Here is a 21047-nt window from a genome sequence, read left to right on the forward strand (position 1 = left end):
GGCCCTCACGCCGGAAGAGAAAGAAGGCGGCAATCCTGATCCATCGCCGCCGGCTGGTCCCGAAGGATTTTCTCGTCCTTGTGGGGCGCGGATTCGTTCTGGAGATAGGTCTCCATGCTGTCGTCCAGCGCATCCTTCCAAGGCGTGTGATGCACCGGCGCCATCGTCCCGGTGATGACCGAGCGGTAGCAGTTGTTGCGGAAACCCATGATGTCCTGAGCCTTGTGCTTCTTCCATTCGAAGAAGGCCTTGCAGGCACCATCGACATCAAAGCTGGGATAGTCGGTCTCGGCGATCAGTTCCTTGACGTAGTCGCCCTGGTACTGGATCGCATATTTCACGTCGTCCGAGGCTTCCTCGCGCGCCTCGCGCTCGGCCACGTCGGCCAGCATCACCTGCTTGTCCGCCGGGATGGCGATGCGGTCCAGGATGATGTCGCGGACATACCAGGCTTGGGCGTCGAACATGTTGAAGGTGAACCACTGGTCCTGCATCCCCAGATAGAACATCCTGGGATTGTGGACATAGACCACCCCTTTCCACAGGTCGGCGGTCGCCAGCCGGTTCTTCGTCTTCAACCGCAGGTCGTCGGGCAGGAAGGGGAAATAATGCCGGTAGCCGGTGCAGAGGATGATGGCATCCACGTCCTTGCTGCTGCCGTCGGCGAAATGGGCGGTCTTCCCGTCGATATGCGTCAGCGCCGGCTTTTCGTCCCAATTATCAGGCCATTTGAAGCCCATGGGGGCCGAGCGATAGGAACTGGTGACGGATTTCGCGCCGTATTTCCAGCATTGCGAGCCGATGTCCTCGGCGGAATAGGACGCGCCCAGGATCAGCACGTCCTTGCCCGAGAATTCGCAGGCGTCGCGGAAATCATGGGCGTGGACGATCCGGCCCTTGAACTGCGCGAAGCCCGGATATTCCGGCACGTTCGGGCTTGAGAAATGGCCCGAGGCCACGATCACGTTGTCGAACCGCTCCTTGTAGACGCGGTCCGCCTTCATGTCGTGGATGGTGATGGTGAAATCATCGGCCTCGGCGTCGTATTCGACCCAGCGGATGACGCTGCTGAAGCGGATCCAGTCGCGGACGCCCGCCTTCTTCACCCGGCCTTCGATGTAATCGAACATCACCGGGCGCGGCGGATAAGAGGCGATCTGCTTGCCGAAATGCTCCTCGAACGGATAATCGGCGAATTCCAGCCCTTCCTTGGGACCGTTGGTCCAGAGATAGCGATACATCGAGCCATGCACCGGCTCGCCATTCTCGTCGACGCCGGTGCGCCAAGTGTAATTCCACAAGCCTCCCCAGTTCGCCTGCTTTTCAAAACAGACGATTTCCGGGATCTCCGCGCCCTTCTGGGCCGCAGATTGAAAGGCGCGCAGTTGGGCAAGCCCCGAAGGCCCCGCGCCGATGATCGCGATGCGCTTTGTCATGTGGTCCGTTCTCCTCCCCAGGATGGTCCGACCAGTTTTAAAAAGTGGTTCAATAACCCTGAACCAATCAGACCATCCCTTTCCCGATCTGGCAACAGATTTCTTGGCCGTACCCGGATGCGGCGATTTGCCGCTGTTCTTCAAGGAAATCGCGCTATTGTCGCGGGGATGAACAGGACCAGCCTTGCCCAGAGACTCGCGGTCGGCGCATCCCTGCCACGTCTTGGGGCGGCGGATCGCGCCCCGTTGCGAATCGGTTTCCTCACCCCCTTGTCCGGCCCCGAAGAGCCTTGGGGCCGCCCGGGACTGGACGGGTGCCGCATCTGGATGGACTGGATCAACGCGCGCGGCGGCCTGATGGTGGCCGGCAAGCGGCACCGGGTCGAGATCGTCGCCCATGACAGCGCGCAAGGACCCGAGCAGACCCTGCAGGCCGCGCGCGACATGGCCGAGCGGCTGCATGTCCGGCTGATCCTGACGCTGGGGGGCGACAGCTTCGCGGCCGCCATACCCTACCTGATGCAGCGCCGGATGCTGGTGGCGACGTTGCTGCCCTCGGACCTGACTCCCGACACGCCCTTCCTGATCGCCCCCGTCGAGGTTCATCCGTTCTTCAACGCGACCGGAGTCGAATGGCTGGCGCGGCAGTTGCCCCCTGCCCGCCGCGTGGCGCTGTGCACCCAGACCGACAGCCTCGGCCTGCCGTCGCTGGCGGTCTATCGCACGGCCTTCGATGCCGTCGGCTGGTCGCGGATCAGGGAATTGCGCTATGCCCCGCGCGAGGGCGATGCCGACGCGATCGTGGCCGCGATGATGGCGGATGATCCCGATGTGCTGTGCTGGTGCTCATCCACCTCGCCGATGGTCCATGCGCTGACCGAGGCGGCATGGCGGCGCGGCTTCAGGGGCCAGATCCTGTCCTGCGTGGCCGATGGCTATCCGCGCCTGATTGCCCGCACCTCGCCCGAGTTCATGGAAGGCTACACCTTCCAGTTCCCCGATTTCGACGACCCGATGCTGGCCGACGTCCCCTTCTTCTTCCGCCAGCCACAGGCTTTCTTCGAGGCATACAACGCCCGCTTTCCGGGGGAATGGGGCGCGGTGAGCTGGGAATACGCCTCGATCCTGGATCTGTGGCACGGGGCGGTGGAACTGGCAGACACGGTCGAGCCGGCCTCGGTCCTGGCGGCGATGAAGCGCACCCAACAGGTTCCCCATGCCTTCGGTCCCGCGCGCTGGACCGGACGCGAGCTGTTCGGCACCGACAATGCCCTGATCGGCGACTGGCCCGTGGTGGCGATCCGGGACGGCCGCGCGCGCATTCAGGAATTCGGCTCGGTGCTGGACTGGCTCGATCGCCACGGCGAGGCGCTGGCCCGGCAACTGGACGGACTGGGCCAGTCGTGGCACCAGCGCCTGCGCCGCCAGATCAGCCGTCCTGAAGCAGCAGCTTCTGATCCTCGATCAGCCCCAGCTTCATGAATTCGCAGGCTTCCTCGATGTCGCGGGCGGTAATCGCGTTGAACAGCGAATTATAGCCGCGCTGATAGCGGGCGATCCGGTCCGGCGTCAGGTGGCGGCGATACATGGCGGCGCGGAAGGACTGTCGCCGGGCGTCCAGCACCAGGTTGTAGCAGGCGATCAGCAGCGGGTTGCCGGTGCCCGCCGCGATCTGGCGGTGGAACTCCTCCTCCAGCCGGACGAAGGCCATGGCGTCCACCTGCACGGCCTCCATCTGCGACAGGGTCTCGCCCAGGGCCTCGATCTGGCGGGGGGACATGCTGATGATGGCCAGGCGGATCATCTCTGGCTCCATGATCCCGCGCATCACCTGCAACTGCAGGGGACCGGTTTCCGCAGCCACGGCGGAAGCCGATTCCTTGGCGCCTTCGGGATCGAAGGTCACGAACGACCCCGACCCCGCCCGCCGGCGGATCAGGCCTGCGGCCTCGACCTGATCCAGCGCCTCGCGCACGGTGTTGCGCGCCACGCCCAGGTCCTGCGCCAGCTGGCGTTCCGAGGGCAGCCGCTCCTCCAGCCCGTATTCCTGCGACACGATCCGCATGGTCAGCGTATCGACGACATACTGGACCGTCTCTCCCAGCATCGGGGCATTGCGACGGGCCGCGGGAATTACATGACTGGAGGACATCGCCTGAGAGTTCCGTGGTATTGCACCATGCCGGGCGAGCCGGACGGCTCAGCCCCTAGTTACGCGTTCGGGACCGCGATCTCCAAGGAGAGACTGCCGGATAAACGCGGCCTTCCCCGGATCGACTGCCCTTGCCTTTCCGGCAGGACCCGGCGCAGCCCTTCAGGACCTCGTCCGGGATCGTCCGCTTGTCGGCTGGTGCCGAAAACGATCGCGATAGTGGTTGACCGCACCGAAGGGGGAAGCATGGCATGATCCTCGCCCTCTTCGGCTTCCTGCTGCTGGTGATCCTAGCGCTGCTGGTCGTCGGCATGTTCATGGAAACCAGCGCCGCGATCCTGCTGATGGCGCCCGCAGCCGCCCGCTATGGCATCGATCCGATCCATTTCGGCATCGTCGTCATCAACATCGAGATCGGCCTGCTGACCCCGCCGCTTGCCGCCAACCTCTACGTAGCCGCGCTGACGAACCGCATTCCCATCATGGCGCTTTTGCGGCAGAATGGGCGGTTCCTGCTGGCCTGCCTGATCATGCTGGCGGCGATCCACCCAAGTGCCCGGCATCGCGCTGTGGTACTATATCCCGCCAAGAGTGCCGGTGCCCCGCGCACTGCTGTTCCACGAGGACGCCGCGCTGCTGGGCACACCCTTCTACCTGATGGACTTCGTCGAGGGCCGGGTCTTCTCCGACGGCCGCCTGCCTGACCTCTCCCCGGCCGAACGGCGCGAGGTCTACCTGTCGATGGTCCGCACCCTCGCCCGGCTTCACCGGGTCCGGCCGGACGAGATCGGCCTGTCGGACTTCGGCCGCCCCGGCGACTACTTCGCCCGCCAGATCCACCGCTGGACCAGCCAGCTCGAGGCCTCCTCCTTCGCGGAGGACAGGGTGCTGCTGGCGCTGTCGGAACGGCTGGCCGAACTGCAGCCGCCCGACGACAGGCTGTCCTCCATCGCCCATGGCGACTTCCGGCTGGGCAACATGCTCATTCACCCGACCGAGCCCCGCGTGATCGCCGTCCTCGACTGGGAACTGTCCACCATCGGCCATCCGCTGGCCGACCTCGGCTTCGCCGCCATGCCCTTCCACACCAGCCCGGACGAATACGGCGGCATCCTCGGCGCCGAAACCGAGGGCATCCCCACCGAGGCCGGGTTCTTCGAAGCCTACCGCGAGGTCCACCCCGAGGTTCCCCCGCCCCAAGCCTTCCACATCGCCTTTGCGCTCTTCCGCTTCGCGGTGATCTTCACGGGCATCGCCGACCGCGCCGCCCAGGGCACCGCCGCCGACCCCGAGGCCGCCCGCTACGCCCCGCTGGCGGGCCGCTTCGCCCAAAGAGCCTGGGAGGTGCTGGGAGAAACGCCGCCCGAAGGCTGATCCGGCCCGACCGGGAGAAAGGCCGGCGGCATCCCTGCCGGCCGATGCCCGTGGATCAGCCGCAGCGATGCGGCAAGGCAACCCGCCGCCAGCGTCAGCACGCCCTCACCCGAGGCGCGAGAGGCAACAGGCGGCGCCCGTGACAGCAGGAGCGTGCCGGCAGGCCGGAGTGTCCGAACAAGCGGTCTGCGCTGTCGCTGGAAGCGCGCGGGGCTGGACGCGGCACCCCTGATGGCGGGGGCTTTCACGGGCAGGCGGGAGTGCCGCGACAGGCAGTCCCCGCCGCCGCCTCAAGCGCCAGAGGCTGAACGCTGCGACAGGGTCCTCGCAGGCGGGAGTGCCCGAGCGCAGCGCCGCCCCCAACGCGCGGCGCAGGGTTGCGCGCGGGCGGGATCGCTTCCTCAACAGGCGATCTGCGCGGTCGCCCGCAGTTCCCCGGCGGTGGCGGTGCCGAGGCCGAAGAACTCCAGATAGGCCGGGATCATCTCGAACAGCATGTCGGTCCCGACCTGGTACCGGCAGCCCCGCGCGGCCGCCGCCCGCAGGAAGGGCGTCATCCCGGAACTCAGCACCACCTCGCCCACAAAGGCCGAGGGGTCGATGCGCTCAACGTCCAGCGGCAGCGGATCGCCAGGACGCATCCCCAGAGGCGTCGCGTTCACCACGATGTCAAAGCCCGCCGGATCATTCCGGCCCGGCGTCAGCCGCAGCGCCGGGTAATGCGCGGCCAGCCGCCTGGCCAGCGCCTCCATCCCCGCGCGGTCCGGGTCATACAGCGCCAGTTCCGCCGCCCCTGCCCGCGCCAGCGAGGCCGCGATCGCGCGGCCCACCCCCCCGCAGCCGACGACCAGCGCGCGGCGGCCCTCGATGGACTGGCCTTTGCGCAGGACGCCGCGCACGAAGCCCTCGCCGTCGAACTGGTCGGCGGTGAGCCGCCCGTCCGCCTCGGCCCGCACCGCATTGGCCGCCCCGGCGATGGCGGCGGTGGGGGTGACATGATCGACAAGGCCCATCGTCCTGACCTTGTGGGGCATCGTCACAAGCGCACCACGGATGTTCGACAGACGGAAGACCAGCGGCAGGAAGGCCGGGTAGTCCTCGGGTTTCACGCCCATGGGCACCACCACCGCGTCGATGCCGCGGGCGCCGAACCACGGGTTGTAGATCATCGGCGCCTTGAAGCTCTCGGTCGGATAACCGAGATGCGCCACCAGCGCGGTCCGCCCCGAGATCAGGGGCATGGTCGGAAGGGCCGCGTCCATCAGTGATGCGCCAGGATCTCGCCCAGGAAGGCGCGGGTGCGTTCGTGGCGGGGGTTGCGGAAGAAGGCCTCGGGCGCGTTCTCCTCGATGATCCGGCCGTCGGACATGAAAATCACCCGGTCGGCGACCTGCCGGGCGAAGCCCATCTCATGCGTCACGCAGATCATCGTCATGCCGTCATTCGCCAACCCGATCATGGTATCCAGAACCTCCTTGACCATCTCGGGGTCCAGCGCCGAGGTCGGCTCGTCGAACAGCATGGCGATCGGTTCCATGCAGAGCGCGCGGGCGATGGCCACGCGCTGCTGCTGGCCGCCGGAGAGTTGCGCCGGGTATTTCTCGGCCTGGTTGCCGATGCGGACGCGGTCGAGATAGCGGCGGGCGGTCGCCTCGGCCTCGGGTTTCGACACGCGGCGGACGCGCATGGGGGCCAGCATGCAGTTTTCCAGCACGGTCATGTGCGGGAACAGGTTGAACTGCTGGAAGACCATGCCGACCTCGCGCCGCACCCGGTCGATGGCCTGCGGGTTGTCGGTCAGTTCCGTGCCGTCCACCACGATGCGGCCCGCGTGGATCGGCTCAAGGTGGTTGATGCAGCGGATCAGGGTGGACTTGCCCGAACCGGATGGCCCGCAGAGCACGATCTTCTCGCCCCGCCGGACGGAAAGGTTCACGTTCCGCAGGGCGTGGAAGTCGCCGTAGTATTTCTCCACCCGCTCCATGCTGATCAGGATGTCGTCCGGCATGGCGTCACGCCCCGGTCAGCGAGGCCAGCCGCCGCAGGCCAAGGCGGTAGCCTTCCGTCCCGCAGCCCACGATCACCCCGTTCGCGCGCAGGCTGACATAGGAATGATGGCGGAAGCTTTCGCGCTGGTGGACGTTCGAGACATGGACCTCGATCACCGGCCCGGCAAAGGCGTTCAGCGCGTCGAGGATCGCGATGGAGGTATGGGTGAAGGCGCCGGGGTTGATGACGATGCCCGCTGCTTTCTCGCGCGCCTGATGGATCCAGTCGATCAGTTGCCCCTCGTGGTTCGATTGCAGGAAGCGGATGTCGAGGTCCAGATCGGCGGCGAGGCGAGCGCAGTCGCGTTCGACGTCGGCCAGCGTCTCGTGGCCGTAGATCTCGGGCTCGCGCTTGCCGAGCAGGTTCAGGTTGGGTCCGTTCAGGATGAAGATGGTGCGGGGCATGGCGTCCTCGGGTGATGCCCGGCGCCGTGGCGCCGGGCGAAAGCGTTACTGCGTGACGGTATAGGGAATGCCGTCCATTTCGGCCGGGAAGTCGGGCGGGGAAAGCTGCATCCACTTGTCATAGGTCGCCTTGTAGGCGTCCGAAATCATGTGGCTTTCCAGGAAGCCGTTCAGCGCCTCGTTCCAGTCGGTCTCGCCCAGCCGGCTGCCGGCGCCGTTGTAAAGCGCAGTCAGCGGCATCTTGTTCTCGTAGACGCCCGGACGCGCGGCTTCCAGCCGCTGGATGTAGATCTGGTTGCCGCCGACCGCATCCACCTGCCCCGACAGCAGCGCCTGGATCGTCGCCGCGTCGTCGTCGAAGCGCAGGATGTTGGCCTCGGGCGCCTCGGCGGTCAGCGCGGTGTCCTGCGCTGCGGCGCGGGGGACGCCCACGCGTTTGCCGGCGAGGTCCGCGCCGCTGGCCGCCGCCATCTCTTTCGGCGCCACGACCGAAAGCTGGTTGGCGGCATAGGGGCGCGAATACTGGATCGACTGGGCGCGTTCGGCCGTCATCCCCATGGTGGCGAACAGCACGTCCACCTTGTCGGTGGTCAGCGCCGGGATGCGGTTCGCGACCTGCAGCGGCACGAACTCGGCCTCGACCCCAAGGTATTCCGCAAAGGCGCGGCCCATGTCGGCGTCGAAGCCGTCCGCCTGGCCGGCCGAGTTGATGCAGCCCCAGGGGCAGTTGTCGCCCTGGATGCCGACGCGGATCGTGCCCGAGGCCTTTGCCTCCTCGACCGTGCGGGCCTGGGCCGCCAGCGGCAGGGCAAGCGCGGCCATCAGCGCGGTGCCGGAAAGCAGTCTTGGAATCATCGGTTCTTCCTCCCGTTTGTTATGTCTCAGCGCGCGGTCGCCGCCGCGAGCCGTCTTTCCATCCGCCGGCCCCAGAGCGACAGGGGCCAGCACAGCGCAAAATAGACCAGCCCGACGATGCCGAACACCAGCAAGGGGCGGAAGGTCTGGTTGGACACGATCTGCCCCGCGCGGGTCAACTCGATGAAGCCCACGATGGCCGCCAGCGACGTGCCCTTGAGCAGTTGCACCAGAAAGCCGATGGTCGCGGGCAGCGACAGTCGCAAGGCCTGCGGCAGGATCACGTCACGCATCAGCGAGCCGTAGCCGAGACCCAGCGCATGGGCGGCCTCGGCCTGCCCCCTTGGCACGGCCTGGATCGCGCCGCGCCAGATCTCGCCCAAAAAGGCCGACGCGTGCGCCGTCAGCGCGACCGCCACGGCGCCCCATGCGGGCGGGCTGAAGCCCAGCAGCGGCAGGCCGAAATAGACCACGAACAGTTGCATCAGCAGCGGCGTGCCCTGAAAAATGGCGATCCAGCCCGCCGCCAGAGCCGACAGCCAGCGGATACGCGACACCCGCGCCAGCGCCACGAGAAAGCCGAAGACGATGCCGCCGGTGAAGCCGATGGCGGTCAGCGCCAGCGTCCACATCAACCCGCGGCCGAGGAAGGCAAGCTCTTGCGGTCCGATCATCGGCTTGCCCTTTCAGCGCGTCGGCCAGGCGAAGGCGCGGCGCCCGATGGCGGCGAACATCAGCATCATCAGCCACGATACGCCGAGGTAGATCGCGGTGACGGTGAAATAGACCTCGAAGGTGCGGAAGGTGTCGCCGTCGATCCGCTGCGCGACCGAGGTGAGCTCAAAGGCCGAGATCGAGGTGGCGATGGATGTCGTCAGCGTCAGCATGATGAACTGGCTGACGAGGGAAGGATAGATCGAGCGCATCGCGGGCCTGAGGATGATGAAGCGGAAGACCTCGGACCGGCGCAGGCCCAAGGCCAGTCCCGCTTCGGTCTGGCCCTGCGGGATCGCCTCGACGCCGCCGCGGATGATCTCGATGGCATAGGCGCCGCCATTGAGGCCGAGGGCCACGATGGCGGTCGCGGTCGGGTTCAGCCGGATGCCCGCCAGCGGCAGGGCGAAGAAGATGAAGAAGATCTGCACAAGAAAGGGCGTGTTGCGGATAACCTCGACGAAGGTGCGGACGATGATGTGCCCGATCCGGCTGTGGCTGCGCAGGACGGCGACGCCGCCGATGCCGATCGCCAGCGCCAGCCCCATGCCGGCCAGCGCAAGCCAGATCGTCCCCAGCGTGCCCCAGGCCAGTTGCGGCCAGCGTTCCAGCACCACCCCGAAGTCGAGTTGCACCATCGGCGTTCTTTCTTCCCCGCGCGTCCGGCGCGTTCCCTGCCGGCCACATATGCGCGAGGCGGGGGCGCAAGGTCAAAGACATTGCTTTCCGCACACCGCCATGGCGACGGTCATGGACGATGCGGGCATCCCGATCCCGAAGCGCCGTTTACACCCCTTGCAGGCGAGCCATTGCCGCCAGTGGACCGGCACGGCGGCGGAACGGACAGGCGCTTCATCACCACGTCAATGCGGAAGCCGACACCGTCGCCGCAGACCTTCCAGTCGCCGCCTGGCCGGCCAATGGGTCGGACTGCCGGGACTGCGGCTGGAACTGCGACAGGATCAGTGAGCGCCGTTCCGGGGAAAGCCGCTTCATCCCTTCGCATCCTTTGAGGGAGTGCGTCCGCCCCCCGGTCCGTCAGGCAACCGGGCGGATCAGGACCGCACGAGGCGGGCTCAGGATATTCATGGGCGTCAGCACGCCGGGCATGGTCCTGCCGAAACTCGACAGGGGCTACCCGCCCTCATTCTTTTGCCCCCGGCCCCGCATCCGCTCCATCCGGTCGAACAGCGGCGCGAGCCGGCCCCGGTGATAGGTCAGCCCCTCGTAGACCGCATAGGCCCGGCGCGCCCAGGCCAGATAAACCTGCGGCCGCCCCGTTCGGGCGGCGAGCCAGGCCATCCGGTGCGATCCCCGGCTGATCGCCGCGCGGGTGCGGTAAACCAGCTTGCGGCGCCAGCCGATCCCCTTGGCCGAGGGCGTCACGCGCTTCACCGGCCGGATGCCGCGCTTCGCCCATGTCAGGCGATAGGCCAGCCCCTCGCGCCTTTGCCGGAACCCCGCCGCTTGGGTGCCCGCCACGAAATCGGCATCGACCTGCTGCAGGTCCAGTCGCCCCTCGGCCTGACCCTCGTCAATCAGGCGCTGGACCAGAGGCGCGCGCACGACCATGACATTGGTCCCCCGCCCGTCCGAGGAATAGGGCTCGACCCAGGCATCGCCGAAGCTGACGTCGGCCGTTTCCGCCACCACGTCGTCGCAGAAGTTGCAGGCCGGGTTCTGGAAATACCCCGCGCCCCAGTCGCCGTCGGCGAGGTGGAACCATTCGTTCTGGACAGTCGAGCCGTCGTCCAGTGTCAGATGCGCCGTATACCAGTTCGCAGGCCGGTTCGCGTCCTTCAGCCGGTATTCGACGGCGCGCACCCGGTCATGGTCCACGCCCAACTGCCAGGCAAAGCTCTGCACGAAGCGCGCACTTTTCATGTGGCCGCAGAAAAGGCCGAGGAAATGCGTGATCCGTTCCGCCAGCACCGCGTCCTGCGCGCAGGCCAGATGCACCGCCTTGATGAAGCAGGGGATGCCCACCACCGCATAACGGCCCGGGGTGGCGCGGACCTGATCCAGCACGGCAGCCAGGTGGATGGGGTGATAGCGCGACCGGGCGCCGGCGAGCAGTTCGTCCTGAGACCGGCTGATGCGGTAGCCAAAGAAGGGCTGGCCCGGCGCACCCGGATGGACGTGCAGCACGCCGTCGATCTCGCCCCGCAGCATCAGCTCGGCCGCGACCCAGCTCACCATGCCGCCGGAACTGCCGCCTTCGCGGAAGGGCGGCTCGGCAGCGGCACCCACATGGCAGGAGATGTAACGGCCCAGGCGGGCGTCGTGATGCGGGGCCTCGGGGAAGCGGGCGGCGGCGATCTGATCCTCGTCTGCGGCCTCGGGCGAGAAGGGGCAGAGTTGGGCAAAACCCTCACTGCGCCTGTGGGTGGCGGGGCCGGCGGGCTTCAACTGGCCGTAGTCGTCCCACGTCATGGTTGCGTCTGCGCCCGAAGCGCAGGCCCCGCACCCGATGCAAAGGCCCGAGCGGACGATCTGCGCAGGGCTGAGCGCCTGCGTCATGCCCGTCCCGCCAGCGCCGCGTCGAGCCATGCCGCCGACTGCGCCCGCAGGTCCGCGATCCGCGCCTGAATGGCGTCCGAGACCGGCTCGGCCAGCAGCGCGGTGACATCGGCGGGGTCGCGGTCCTCGAAGGTCAGGTGCCGTTCCGCCCCCAGCAGCGCGGTCAGGTCGCGGACCTTGGTCCAGCGGTAATCCGAGGGCGCGCAGACCAGCGGCTTGCCGTTCACCAGCGCAAAGCAGCAGCCGTGGAAATAGGTCGTGGCGACGGCCTCGGCCCCCGCCACCAGCGCCGCGAACTCCTGCGGCCCGGCGTCGAGCCGCTGCTCGTCCGCCCAGTCGTTGCGATAGCCGACGCTGATCGTCCGGAAGCCGCGCGCGCGGGCGGAATTCTGCACGCGGGCGGCGAACCAGTCGGGGACGTGGTGGCCATAGACCAGCAGGTAGGGCGGCCCCCATGCCGCCTCGACGCGGGGCGGGTTCAGCAGCACGGGGTCCAGAACCATCGCGGGTTCCTGCCCCGTGGCCCCCGCCACCAGCTCCCGACTGTTGTCATCGCGCACCGAGATCGCGTCCAGATTGCGCAGGCGTTCCATCCACTGCGGCTCGATGAAACCGGCGGCGTAGTTGCCGAAGCTCGCGGCATAGGTCACGACGCGCAGGGCTGCGATCCCCTCGCCCCAGAAGACGGGCTTGCCGCCATACCAGGGATGCGAGAGGTTCAGCACCTCGTCGCTGCCGATCACAGCCAGGTCCACCGGCAGCATCGCCTCGGGGGCCTCCAGGTCGAAGGGTGCCGACAGCGGCAGCGCCTGGAAGGCGTCAAGAAATTTCCGCAGCTTGCGCCCGTATTGCGCCACATCCGCGCGCGGGGACCGCTGCGGCGTCAGCGGCTGGAAGGCATAGCGCCACTCGCGCGAGGTCACTTCGCAGGAGTGGTGGTCCAGCAGCACAGCGTCATGCCCCCGCGCGGCGATAGCCTCGACCAGGCAGCGGGCCTGCCAATAGCTGCCGTAGTTGATGCAGCGGTGGAAGGTCAGGACGCCGACCCGCATCTATCGGCCGTAGATCCGGTCGATCACCCGCGCGACCGTCACCAGATGCCGCGCCTCGTCGTCGAAGCGCGCCCCTTGGGCCAGCCGCGTCAGCCAGTCCACAGCCGCGCGACCGCCCCAGTCGTCCGGGGGTTCGGCAAGGGATTCGGCGCGGATATGGTGATGCCGCTCGGCCCGCAGGTCGTAGAACGAGCCGTTGACATTGCGCAGGGATGCCCCGCCTTCGGTGCCGTAGAACTCGGCCGCGATCAGCGCCTCGCGCCCGGCCTGCAACCCCCAGGAACAGGCGAGCCGCACCACGGTCCTGCCCGCAAGGTCCAGCGTGGCGACGGCGTAATCCTCGACCTGGGCCGCGGGATCGGCCAAGGGCGCGCCCTTGGCGTAAAGGCGGCTTTCGACGCCTTGGACCTCGGGCCAGCCGAGCGACCACAGCGCAAGGTCGATCAGGTGGACGCCAAGGTCCACGACGCAGCCGCCGCCCGAAAGCTTCGGGTCATAGAACCACGGCTTGTCCGGGCCCCAGCCGTTGTGGAAGGTCACGTCCACGCCGAAGACATGGCCCAGGCTGCCCGCATCCAGCAGGGGCCGGATCGCCCCCATTGCAGCGGTCTGGCGATAGGACAGGTCCACGCCAAGCAGCCGGTCGACGCGCCGGGCGGCCTCCACCACCTTGGAGACTTCTGGGCCGGTGCGGCCCAGCGGCTTCTGGCAGAACACGGCCTTGCCCGCCTGAAGCGCCGCGATGGACTGTTCGGCATGGGCCGCGCTGGGGGTGGCGATCACCACCGCGTCGATGTCGGAGCCAAGCAGCGCGTTCAGCCCCTCGACCCGTCGCGCGCCGGGGGCGAGCGCCAGCGCCTCGGCGGCGCTGGTATCGTCTGTCTCGGCCACCGCGACGATCTCGGCCAGCCCGGCCTCGGCCAGCGCCGCCATCCGATGCCGCCCGATCCAGCCGGTTCCCAAGAAGCCCAAGCGCGGCCTCATGGTGCCATCCGCTTCGGTGTCGTGCTTCCCGAGGTGGCGGCAGTTGCGGCGTCTTCACCCCGCGCCCTCTGGCGCAGGGCCGCCAGCATCCCCGACAATGGATCGAGCGGACGGCTCACAGCGCCACCCATGCCTTCACGAAGGCGCCCGGCTTGTCGCGGGTGGCGGCCAGCGCCGCGCCCAGATCGTCCAGCGCATAGGTCCCCGTCAACAGCGGCCCAAGGTCCAGCCGGCCTGAGGCCAGCGCCTCGACCGCCGCCCGCAACCCCGCCACGCGCACGCCTGCGTCACGCTCATGCGCGCTGGCGATGTCGATGCCCTTCCAGTTCCACATCTGCATGTTGACCTGCCGCGGCCCGTTTTGGTGATAACCCGCGATCACCAGACGCCCGCCCTCGGCCACCAGTTCCCCGGCAAGGTCCAGCGGCCACTGCTTGCCCACGCATTCGATCACGCGCTCGGCCATGCGGCCATCGGTCAGGCGGCGCACGTCCTCGATGATGCGCCAGTGATCGTCCATCGTGATGGTCTCGGCAGCGCCCATCCGGCGCGCGAGATCAAGCGTCTCGGCCCGGCGCGACACGGCGATCACCCGCGCGCCCGCGTCGGTGGCCAGCCGCGTCAGGATCGCGCCCAGGAAGCCTACGCCGACGATCGCCACCGTCCGGCCAGGGCGCACGTCGGACCGGGCAAGGATGTTCATGGCGCAGGCAACGGGTTCCCCCGGAACCGGCATCCCGTCCAAAGCGGCGGGCAACGGCACCACCATCTCGGCTGGCGCAACGTCGTATTCGGCATAGGAGCGTTCCGTCAGCGCCGTCACCCGCCGGCCGACCGACAGTTCCTCGACCCCCTCGCCCACAGCCGCGATCCGGCCCCAGCCTTCATGGCCCATGCCGCCCGGGGCACCCGGCCATGTGGACCAGGGCTGGCCCTCCCAAGGCTCGACGTTCGAGGCGCAGACGCCGCAGCCTTCCAGCCGGATCAGAACCTCGCCGGGACCCGGCCGGGGCACCGGCACCTCGGCCAGGGAAAACCGCCCCGGTCCTTCAAGGACCGCCGCGCGCATGGTCTGGGTCATCTGCGATCATCCGCAACAAAATCAACGCCCGGAACCGGCTTGCTGCCCCGCCCCTTATCGGTGGCATAGTTAGCGAGGCCGTCATGGATCGAAAAGACCCCGTTCCCCCCGGCGACGGCATGAAGGAGCAACTGACCAGCAACATTGCCCGGCTGGTCGCCCGCCGCCGGCAGGAAGACGCGGCAGCCTCGCTGAGCGACCGCATAGCCGAATGGATCACCAAGGTCGCGGGCTCGATGGCCTTCATCCTGCTGCACCTCGCCTTCTACGGCGGCGCGCTGCTGATCCTGACGGACCTGATCCCCGTTCCCGTCCCCATTGGCGAGGGCCTGGGGCTGATCGGATCGTTCGCCTCGGTCGAGGCCATTTTCCTGTCGCTTTTCGTCCTGATGAACCAGCGGCGCGAAGAACAGCGCGCCGACGCCCGCGCCGACTTCACCCTGCATGTCAGCCTTTTGACCGAGGACGAGCTGACCAAGCTTGCCACCGTCATCCACCGGATGGCCGAGAAGCTGGAGGTTCCGATCGACGAGGAAGCCGCCGAGGAGGTCGAGAAGAACGTCGATCCCGAACAGGTGCTGGACGCGCTGGAAGATATCGAGGGGGACGGCGGCGCGCCCGGCCATCCCGCCCGTCACGATGCGGGGACCGCCACGGGCCGATCTTCCGCGATGAAGGCCTCGACCGCCTCATAGGCCTCGTCGTCGGTCATCTGCCGCGGCGGGTGCTTGCAGAAATACGCGGCGGGCGCGAGGACCGGGCCGCTCAGCCCTCGGTCGCGGGCGATGGCAGCGCAGCGGATCATGTCGATGGCGACCCCGGCCGAGTTCGGGCTGTCCTCGACCGACAGCCGCAGTTCAAGGTTCATGGGGACGCCGCCGAACAGCTCGCCCTCCATCCGCAGGAAGCACACCTTGTTGTCGTTCTGCCACGCCACATAGTCCGAGGGGCCGACGTGGATGTTCTCGTCGGCGATGCGGGTGGCGGCAACGGCCTGCACCGCCTCGGTCTTGGAAATTTTTTTGCTTTCCAAGCGCTTGCGGTTGGCCATGTTCAGGAAGTCGGTGTTGCCACCGGTGTTCAACTGGTAGGTGCGGCACAGCTTGACGCCGCGCTTGGCGAACAGGTCCGTCAGCACGCGGTGGACGATGGTCGCGCCAAGCTGGGCCTTGATGTCGTCGCCGATCACCGGGACGCCTGCCTTGTGGAAGCGGTCCGCCCAGGCGGGGTCCGAGGCGATGAAGACGGGGATGTTGTTGACGAAGGCCACGCCAGCTTCCAGCGCGCATTCGGCGTAGAACTCGGTCGCCTTCTGGCTGCCCACGGGCAGGTAGTTCAGCAGCACGTCCACCCCCGCCTTGCGCAGGACCGCCACGACCTCCTCGCGCGACGGCTCGAGCGCGTCCGAGGGCAGGAAGGTCCGCGCGTCAGGGTGGTCGGCCATGTGCTCGGCCACGCCATCGAGGATGCGGCCCATGCGCACCACGGCCCCCGTTTCCGGCACCTCGGGCGCAAAGACGGCCGTGCAATTCGGGGGTGCGAAGATCGCCTGCGCCACGTCGCGGCCGACCTTGCGGGCGTCGATGTCCCATGCGGCGACCACGCGGATGTCGTCCGGACGATAGCCTCCGAGGCTGTGATGCATCAGCCCCGAGGCATCGTTGCGCCCGGCATAGTGGGTCAGTCCCTGCACCAGCGAACTGGCGCAGTTGCCGACCCCGATGATGGCGATGTTGATCGGCATGTGGGCGTCTTTCATGCGGAGGGCCTTCAGGTCAGGGCAGGCTGAAACGCGGGCGGCGTCGCCTCAACACGGGCAGGCGCATATCGTTCGATCATCGCGGCGCAGAAATCCGCGAATTGCTGCGGATCATGCGGGGGACTCGTGTGATGCGCGCCGGGGCCGAGATGCTCGGGCGTGAAGCAGAAGGTGACGGTGGTGTCGAAATCGGCCAGCGCCTCCATCTGCCGGTCGAACCAGCCCAAAGCGTCGGGGCGGAAGCTGTCAGCCCAGGACAGGCCGGTGCGCAGGTGTCGGACGCCCAGCCGATTCATCCAGGCCACGGCATCGTCAAGGCGCGGGTCCTGATAGTGGAACCATTGCATCAGCCCTATGTCGGCGGCGTAAGGCTCATAGGCCGAAAGCCCCGGCTTGGGGGTGCCGTCGGCGCGGATCAGGCCCATGTAGAAATGGCGGTAGTAGGACGACCCCTCGGACTCGCGGTGGCGGGTCGTCGCGCCCCATTCCTGCGGCAGGTCGAACAGCGAATACCAGAAGATGCGGGGGACGCGGCCGACCAGAAGTTCGGCAGTTTTCTGGACGCCGAAGACCTGCACTTCCTCGGCGCCGAAGGAGCCTACGCCGACCTCGGTGACCCAGACGGGCTTGTCCGTCACGGCCTCGATCTCGGCCACCTTGGCGGGCCATTCGTGGATCTGCCACAGGTTCCAGTCCAGCGGAAAGCCGTGGACCGCGACCACGTCCACATGGTCCAGCGCGCCGTGCCCTTCCATCCGCTGCACCCACAGCGGGTCGATCGGGGACATGCCGCCCAGCACCCGCGTCACCGCCGGGTTCGCCTGCTTGATCGCCTGCCCCGCGAGCGTCACGCAGCGCCCGAATTGCGACCAGTCCGGGTCAAGTTCGGGGTCCCAATGGGACTTGTTGTTCGGCTCGTTCCAGATCATCGCGGCTTCGATCATCGCGCGGCGTCTCCTTGGCTGGGATAGACCGCATGCGGTCCGTATTCGGCGAAAGGCACCTTTGCGGTGCGGCAGAGGTAAACCTCGTCGGCGGGACCATCCTCGACGGCGAAGCCCGAGGCGCGCAGCATCGCCTCGACCCCCGCGCGGTTCGGCACCCACCAGTTGGTCCAATCAATGGCCCACTTGCCCTCGATGAAGGTCATGCGGGGCCAGTCGGGCTGCTGGAAATGGGCGTCCTCGCTGAAGTCATAGTCCTCGGCGGGCACGGCCACCGTCTCGGGGCCGCGCGTCAGGGTCTGGAACAGCATCATATCGCCCGCGACGTATTCGCGGATCAGGTCCAGCGCCAGCAGCGGGTGGCGCAGGTGGTAAAGCACCCCCATAAAGATCACGAGATCGAAGCGTTCCCCCAAGGCCGCCACGTCATAGACGCCCATCTGCCGGAACTCGACACCATCGCCCAGCACCTCGGCCGCAAGGCGCGCCTGCGCCAGATAGCGGGGGTCGCTGTCGATCCCGAGGACGCGGGCGGCACCCCGCCTGCGCATCTCGAAGCTGTAGAAACCGGCGTTGCAGCCGATGTCGAGGACGGTCTTTCCCGTCAGGTCGGCGGGGATCAGATGCGCGAAGCGGGCGAACTTGTCGGCAGGGTAATCGCCCAGGAAATGCTCGGGCGCGGTGCGGACACCGTTCAGGTCGAGGTTCTGGAACCACGGGCCAAGCCCCTCGATTCGCTTTGCGATCTGCGTTGCGTTCATCAACCGTTCCGTCAGGCAGGGCCGTTAACGGTTAGGACATGACCCGCGCCATGTCCATGCGCCATCAGCCAACTGACCGAGGCGGGGGCGATCTCGAACCGCAGCAGATGGTCGAGCGAAAGCCCCAGCACCTGCGCGATCACCCCCCGGATCACGTCGCAATGGCTGACGCACAGCACCGGCCCGCACCCCTGCCCCGCGAGGTGGTCGATGTGGCGCATGGCGCGCGCCACGGCCCCGGCCATCGTCTCGCCTCCCGGCGTGAGGGCAGTGGCGCGGGCCGCGTTCCAGCGGTTCCAATCCGGGTCGCCGTCCAGATCGGCGAAACGCCGGCCCGACCAGTTGCCGAAGTCGATCTCGTCCAGGTCGGGGGCCAGGAGGGGCGTCAGGTTCAGCCCCGCGCCGAGGATGTCCGCCGTTTCCACCGTCCGCCGCCGGGGGCTGGCGGTGATCGCCGCCACGCCCCGCCCGGCGAGGCGACGCGCCAGCGCCAGCGTCTCCTCTCGCCCCATGGCGTTCAGCGCGACGTCGCGGGTCCGCCCGCTCAGCCATGCGCCAAGGTCGTCATGCGCGCCGTGGCGGACCAGTCCCACCAGAAGGCTCATGCCGGACCAACCCGGACAGGCCGCGCGCCTGTCAAGCAACAAAGATGAAGAAGATGATGGAACCCAAGTCTCATGACGGCTTTACATCACGGACTTGAGACCGCTTCAATTTCTCAAAGATCAACGGGGGACGTGTTGGAAAAGGTTCTGATCACCGGCGGCGCAGGGTTCATTGGCCGCTTCGTCGCGGATGAACTGCTGCGGCGCGGCCACCAGGTCCGCGTGCTGGACGCCCTGATCCCGCAGGTCCATGGCGAGGGCGCAGGACGCCCCGATGCGCTGAACAAGGACGCCGAGTTCATCCAGGGCGACGTGCGCGACAAGGACGCCGTGGCCCGTGCGCTGAAGGGCGTGGACAGCGTTGTGCACCTCGCGGCCGAGGTTGGCGTCGGCCAGTCGATGTATGAGGTCGAGCGGTATACCTCGACCAACGACGTCGGCACCGCAGTCCTGTTCGAGAAACTGATCGACAACCCCGTGCGGCGTGTGGTCACCGCGTCGTCGATGTCGATCTACGGCGAGGGGCTTTACCGCGACGCCAACGGCCAGATGGTGGAAGACGCCGAGCGCGAGGGCATTCGCGACGGCCTGAAGCAATGGGACCCGACCGACGCGCAGGGCCGTCCCTTGACACCTGTGGCCACCCCGGAATGGAAGCGCCCGAACCTCGCCTCGATCTATGCGCTGAACAAGTTCGTGCAGGAACGCACGACCCACATCATGTCCGCTCCCTACGGGATCGAGGGCGTGTGCCTGCGGCTGTTCAACGTCTTCGGCCCCGGACAGGCGCTGTCGAACCCCTATACGGGCGTCCTCGCGATCTTCGCCTCGCGCTATCTGAACGGCCAGGCGCCGATGATCTTCGAGGATGGCGAGCAGCGCCGCGACTTCGTCCATGTGTCCGATGTCGCCCGCGCCTTCGCCGAGGCGCTGTCGCTGCCCCAAGCGGCGGGCGGCACCTTCAACATCGGCTCGGGCCACGACCGTTCCGTGACCGAGGTCGCGCAGGAACTGGGCCGCGCGATGGGCCGCAACGACCTGGAACCGCTGATCATCGGCAAGGCCCGCATCGGCGACATCCGCCACTGCTTCTGCGACACAACGTTGGCCGCCGAGACGCTGGGCTTCCGCGCCGACACCGACTTCCGCGAAGGCTTGGCGGAACTGGCCGAATGGGTCGCGAGCCAGACCGCCGTGGACAATGTCGAAAAGATGCGCGCCGAACTCGACAAGCGCGGGCTGGTGGCGTGACGGGGCGGACCGATCCCGCCGCCGATCCGCGCCCGGTGCTGGTCACCGGAGGGGCGGGCTTCATCGGCTCGAACCTCGCGGACCGGCTGGCGTCGGACGGGCACCGGGTCATCGTCTATGACGCGATGAGCCGGCCGGGGGTGGAACGCAACCTGTCCTGGCTGCAGAGCCGCCATGGCGACCGGATCGAGCATATTCAGTCCGACATCCGCGACGGTGCCCGCATGGCGGCGGGGGCGCGCGAGGCGAAGGCGGTCTTCCACCTCGCCGCCCAGGTCGCTGTGACCACCAGCATGGTGGAACCCGTCGAGGACATGACGATCAACCTGATCGGCACCGTCAACCTGCTGGAGGCCCTGCGCGCCAAGGGTGACGGCACGCCGCTGATCTTCGCCTCGACCAACAAGGTCTATGGCGACCTCGCCGACCTCGACTTCGCGCTGGAGGGCGCAGCCTACCAGCCCACCGACAGCGACGTCCGCGCCTCTGGCATCGGCGAGGTCCGCCCGCTGGACTTCCACACGCCCTATGGCTGTTCCAAGGGGGCGGCGGACCAGTATGTGCTGGACTATGCCCGCAGCTACGGCGTGCCCACCTGCGTGTTGCGGATGTCCTGCATCTATGGCCAGCGACAGATGGGGACCGAGGATCAGGGCTGGGTCGCCCATTTCCTGATCCGCGCGCTCAAGGGTCAGCAGATCACCCTTTACGGGGACGGCTGCCAGGTCCGCGACATCCTCGACGTGTCGAACGCCGTGGAAGCCTATCTCGCCGCGTGGGACCGGATCGAGGAAGTTTCGGGCCGCGTCTTCAACCTCGGCGGGGGCCCGCAGAACGCGGTCAGCCTGCGGCAGCTTCTGGAGTTCGTGGGCCGGATCATCGACCGGCCCGTGGACATCCAGTTTTCCGACTGGCGCGCGGGCGACCAGCGTTATTTCGTCGCCGACACCCGCGCGGCGGAAAAGGCGCTGGGCCTGTCGCCCAAGGTGGACTGGCAGGAGGGCGTGACCCGGCTCGCGCAATGGCTCGCGGCCGAGGGCGGGATCAACCTGCCCGTGGGCAGCCCTCTGGACCGGCGCGACGCGCTGGCGCAGTCGGCATGACGG

At 67.7% G+C, this 21047-nt stretch carries 22 protein-coding genes; 6 read left to right on the top strand and 16 right to left on the bottom strand.

The genetic code is table 11. The features are described 5' to 3' along the window. Positions 1–5: 5 nt before the first annotated feature. Positions 6–1436, bottom strand: coding sequence for an NAD(P)-binding domain-containing protein (locus tag H5395_RS00080; protein WP_182790496.1), 1431 nt, complete (start codon positions 1434–1436; stop codon positions 6–8). Between the two features lie 168 nt (positions 1437–1604). Here H5395_RS00080 and H5395_RS00085 point away from each other — a divergent pair, with 168 nt between their 5' ends. Further along, positions 1605–2918 carry an ABC transporter substrate-binding protein gene (locus tag H5395_RS00085; RefSeq protein ID WP_182790497.1) on the top strand — a complete coding sequence of 438 codons (1314 nt, stop codon included), beginning with the start codon at positions 1605–1607 and terminating at the stop codon, positions 2916–2918. Here H5395_RS00085 and H5395_RS00090 read toward each other — a convergent pair. Next, on the bottom strand, positions 2866–3543 hold the full coding sequence (locus H5395_RS00090; protein WP_234450691.1) for a FadR/GntR family transcriptional regulator: 678 nt from the start codon (positions 3541–3543) through the stop codon (positions 2866–2868). The two genes, H5395_RS00085 and H5395_RS00090, sit on opposite strands and share 53 nt — an antisense overlap. A gap of 296 nt (positions 3544–3839) precedes the next feature. Here H5395_RS00090 and H5395_RS18675 point away from each other — a divergent pair, with 296 nt between their 5' ends. Together H5395_RS18675 and H5395_RS00100 are read left to right on the top strand one after the other, a co-directional pair. After that, complete coding sequence (locus H5395_RS18675) at positions 3840–4292, top strand: TRAP transporter large permease subunit (protein ID WP_182790499.1); 453 nt, start codon at positions 3840–3842, stop codon at positions 4290–4292. Beyond that, positions 4186–4962, top strand: a complete 777-nt coding sequence (locus tag H5395_RS00100) for a phosphotransferase family protein (RefSeq protein ID WP_370576323.1) — start codon at positions 4186–4188, stop codon at positions 4960–4962. Before H5395_RS18675 ends, H5395_RS00100 begins: the two co-directional genes overlap by 107 nt. A gap of 401 nt (positions 4963–5363) precedes the next feature. Here H5395_RS00100 and H5395_RS00105 read toward each other — a convergent pair whose 3' ends face one another. From H5395_RS00105 to H5395_RS00150, 10 genes are all read right to left on the bottom strand, one after another. Beyond that, a complete protein-coding gene (locus tag H5395_RS00105) occupies positions 5364–6224 on the bottom strand; it encodes a shikimate dehydrogenase (RefSeq protein ID WP_234450693.1) in 861 nt (286 codons plus the stop codon). Beyond that, positions 6224–6970 carry an amino acid ABC transporter ATP-binding protein gene (locus tag H5395_RS00110; protein WP_182790501.1) on the bottom strand — a complete coding sequence of 249 codons (747 nt, stop codon included), beginning with the start codon at positions 6968–6970 and terminating at the stop codon, positions 6224–6226. The genes H5395_RS00105 and H5395_RS00110 overlap by 1 nt, the downstream gene beginning before the upstream one ends. A 4-nt stretch (positions 6971–6974) precedes the next feature. After that, positions 6975–7415 (bottom strand): type II 3-dehydroquinate dehydratase, encoded by a 441-nt coding sequence (gene aroQ, locus H5395_RS00115; RefSeq protein WP_182790502.1) that lies wholly within the window; start codon positions 7413–7415, stop codon positions 6975–6977. Positions 7416–7460: 45 nt separating this feature from the next. Beyond that, positions 7461–8270, bottom strand: coding sequence for a transporter substrate-binding domain-containing protein (locus H5395_RS00120; protein ID WP_182790503.1), 810 nt, complete (start codon positions 8268–8270; stop codon positions 7461–7463). Between the two features lie 26 nt (positions 8271–8296). Further along, positions 8297–8944, bottom strand: a complete 648-nt coding sequence (locus H5395_RS00125) for an amino acid ABC transporter permease (protein WP_182790504.1) — start codon at positions 8942–8944, stop codon at positions 8297–8299. Positions 8945–8956: 12 nt separating this feature from the next. Beyond that, positions 8957–9622, bottom strand: coding sequence for an amino acid ABC transporter permease (locus H5395_RS00130; RefSeq protein WP_182790505.1), 666 nt, complete (start codon positions 9620–9622; stop codon positions 8957–8959). A 496-nt stretch (positions 9623–10118) separates the two neighbouring features. Further along, on the bottom strand, positions 10119–11417 hold the full coding sequence (locus H5395_RS00135) for a Coenzyme F420 hydrogenase/dehydrogenase, beta subunit C-terminal domain (protein WP_182790506.1): 1299 nt from the start codon (positions 11415–11417) through the stop codon (positions 10119–10121). Positions 11418–11500: 83 nt separating this feature from the next. Further along, positions 11501–12556, bottom strand: a complete 1056-nt coding sequence (locus H5395_RS00140) for a polysaccharide pyruvyl transferase family protein (RefSeq protein ID WP_182790507.1) — start codon at positions 12554–12556, stop codon at positions 11501–11503. Continuing rightward, positions 12557–13540: a Gfo/Idh/MocA family protein gene (locus tag H5395_RS00145; RefSeq protein ID WP_182790508.1), complete on the bottom strand. Its 984-nt coding sequence runs from the start codon at positions 13538–13540 to the stop codon at positions 12557–12559. It abuts the gene before it with no gap. Positions 13541–13655: 115 nt separating this feature from the next. Next, positions 13656–14621, bottom strand: coding sequence for a zinc-binding dehydrogenase (locus H5395_RS00150; RefSeq protein WP_255440424.1), 966 nt, complete (start codon positions 14619–14621; stop codon positions 13656–13658). Between the two features lie 83 nt (positions 14622–14704). Between H5395_RS00150 and H5395_RS00155 the strand changes: the two genes are divergently transcribed. Then, positions 14705–15316 carry a DUF1003 domain-containing protein gene (locus tag H5395_RS00155; RefSeq protein ID WP_182790509.1) on the top strand — a complete coding sequence of 204 codons (612 nt, stop codon included), beginning with the start codon at positions 14705–14707 and terminating at the stop codon, positions 15314–15316. Here H5395_RS00155 and H5395_RS00160 read toward each other — a convergent pair. Genes H5395_RS00160 through H5395_RS00175 form a run of 4 tightly spaced genes read right to left on the bottom strand, consistent with a single transcriptional unit; the run spans position 15256 to position 18690 of the window. Beyond that, a complete protein-coding gene (locus tag H5395_RS00160; RefSeq protein WP_255440425.1) occupies positions 15256–16380 on the bottom strand; it encodes an inositol-3-phosphate synthase in 1125 nt (374 codons plus the stop codon). The genes H5395_RS00155 and H5395_RS00160 overlap by 61 nt on opposite strands. A gap of 11 nt (positions 16381–16391) precedes the next feature. Beyond that, complete coding sequence (locus H5395_RS00165) at positions 16392–17324, bottom strand: glycosyl hydrolase (protein WP_182790510.1); 933 nt, start codon at positions 17322–17324, stop codon at positions 16392–16394. Beyond that, entirely contained in the window at positions 17321–18085 is a 765-nt protein-coding gene (locus tag H5395_RS00170; protein ID WP_182790511.1) for a TIGR04290 family methyltransferase, read from the bottom strand. The genes H5395_RS00165 and H5395_RS00170 overlap by 4 nt, the downstream gene beginning before the upstream one ends. 11 nt (positions 18086–18096) lie before the next feature. Then, the gene (locus tag H5395_RS00175) at positions 18097–18690 is read right to left on the bottom strand and encodes a histidine phosphatase family protein (protein WP_182790512.1); all 594 of its coding nucleotides are present in this window, start codon (positions 18688–18690) and stop codon (positions 18097–18099) included. Between the two features lie 132 nt (positions 18691–18822). On the opposite strand from H5395_RS00175, the gene H5395_RS00180 reads away from it, so the two are divergent. Together H5395_RS00180 and H5395_RS00185 are read left to right on the top strand one after the other, a co-directional pair. Then, a complete protein-coding gene (locus H5395_RS00180; protein ID WP_234450696.1) occupies positions 18823–19941 on the top strand; it encodes an SDR family NAD(P)-dependent oxidoreductase in 1119 nt (372 codons plus the stop codon). Further along, positions 19938–21044 carry an SDR family NAD(P)-dependent oxidoreductase gene (locus H5395_RS00185; protein WP_370576324.1) on the top strand — a complete coding sequence of 369 codons (1107 nt, stop codon included), beginning with the start codon at positions 19938–19940 and terminating at the stop codon, positions 21042–21044. The genes H5395_RS00180 and H5395_RS00185 overlap by 4 nt, the downstream gene beginning before the upstream one ends. Positions 21045–21047: the final 3 nt, after the last annotated feature.

It is taken from the genome of Paracoccus sp. MC1854 (assembly GCF_014164635.1).
In the GTDB taxonomy this organism is placed as follows: Bacteria; Pseudomonadota; Alphaproteobacteria; order Rhodobacterales; family Rhodobacteraceae; genus Paracoccus.

Bases quoted from the DNA above. Each gene is read 5' to 3' on its own strand.
- H5395_RS00130 (WP_182790505.1), bottom strand. From the start codon at position 9,622: ATGGTGCAACTCGACTTCGGGGTGGTGCTGGAACGCTGGCCGCAACTG.
- H5395_RS00155 (WP_182790509.1), top strand. From the start codon at position 14,705: ATGGATCGAAAAGACCCCGTTCCCCCCGGCGACGGCATGAAGGAGCAA.
- H5395_RS00150 (WP_255440424.1), bottom strand. From the start codon at position 14,621: ATGACCCAGACCATGCGCGCGGCGGTCCTTGAAGGACCGGGGCGGTTT.
- H5395_RS00090 (WP_234450691.1), bottom strand. From the start codon at position 3,543: ATGCTGGGAGAGACGGTCCAGTATGTCGTCGATACGCTGACCATGCGG.
- H5395_RS00140 (WP_182790507.1), bottom strand. From the start codon at position 12,556: ATGCGGGTCGGCGTCCTGACCTTCCACCGCTGCATCAACTACGGCAGC.
- H5395_RS00160 (WP_255440425.1), bottom strand. From the start codon at position 16,380: ATGAAAGACGCCCACATGCCGATCAACATCGCCATCATCGGGGTCGGC.
- H5395_RS00135 (WP_182790506.1), bottom strand. From the start codon at position 11,417: ATGACGTGGGACGACTACGGCCAGTTGAAGCCCGCCGGCCCCGCCACC.
- H5395_RS18675 (WP_182790499.1), top strand. From the start codon at position 3,840: ATGATCCTCGCCCTCTTCGGCTTCCTGCTGCTGGTGATCCTAGCGCTG.
- H5395_RS00105 (WP_234450693.1), bottom strand. From the start codon at position 6,224: ATGGACGCGGCCCTTCCGACCATGCCCCTGATCTCGGGGCGGACCGCG.
- H5395_RS00125 (WP_182790504.1), bottom strand. From the start codon at position 8,944: ATGATCGGACCGCAAGAGCTTGCCTTCCTCGGCCGCGGGTTGATGTGG.
- H5395_RS00110 (WP_182790501.1), bottom strand. From the start codon at position 6,970: ATGCCGGACGACATCCTGATCAGCATGGAGCGGGTGGAGAAATACTAC.
- H5395_RS00170 (WP_182790511.1), bottom strand. From the start codon at position 18,085: ATGAACGCAACGCAGATCGCAAAGCGAATCGAGGGGCTTGGCCCGTGG.
- H5395_RS00175 (WP_182790512.1), bottom strand. From the start codon at position 18,690: ATGAGCCTTCTGGTGGGACTGGTCCGCCACGGCGCGCATGACGACCTT.
- H5395_RS00085 (WP_182790497.1), top strand. From the start codon at position 1,605: ATGAACAGGACCAGCCTTGCCCAGAGACTCGCGGTCGGCGCATCCCTG.
- H5395_RS00165 (WP_182790510.1), bottom strand. From the start codon at position 17,324: ATGATCGAAGCCGCGATGATCTGGAACGAGCCGAACAACAAGTCCCAT.
- H5395_RS00120 (WP_182790503.1), bottom strand. From the start codon at position 8,270: ATGATTCCAAGACTGCTTTCCGGCACCGCGCTGATGGCCGCGCTTGCC.
- H5395_RS00145 (WP_182790508.1), bottom strand. From the start codon at position 13,540: ATGAGGCCGCGCTTGGGCTTCTTGGGAACCGGCTGGATCGGGCGGCAT.
- aroQ (WP_182790502.1), bottom strand. From the start codon at position 7,415: ATGCCCCGCACCATCTTCATCCTGAACGGACCCAACCTGAACCTGCTC.
- H5395_RS00080 (WP_182790496.1), bottom strand. From the start codon at position 1,436: ATGACAAAGCGCATCGCGATCATCGGCGCGGGGCCTTCGGGGCTTGCC.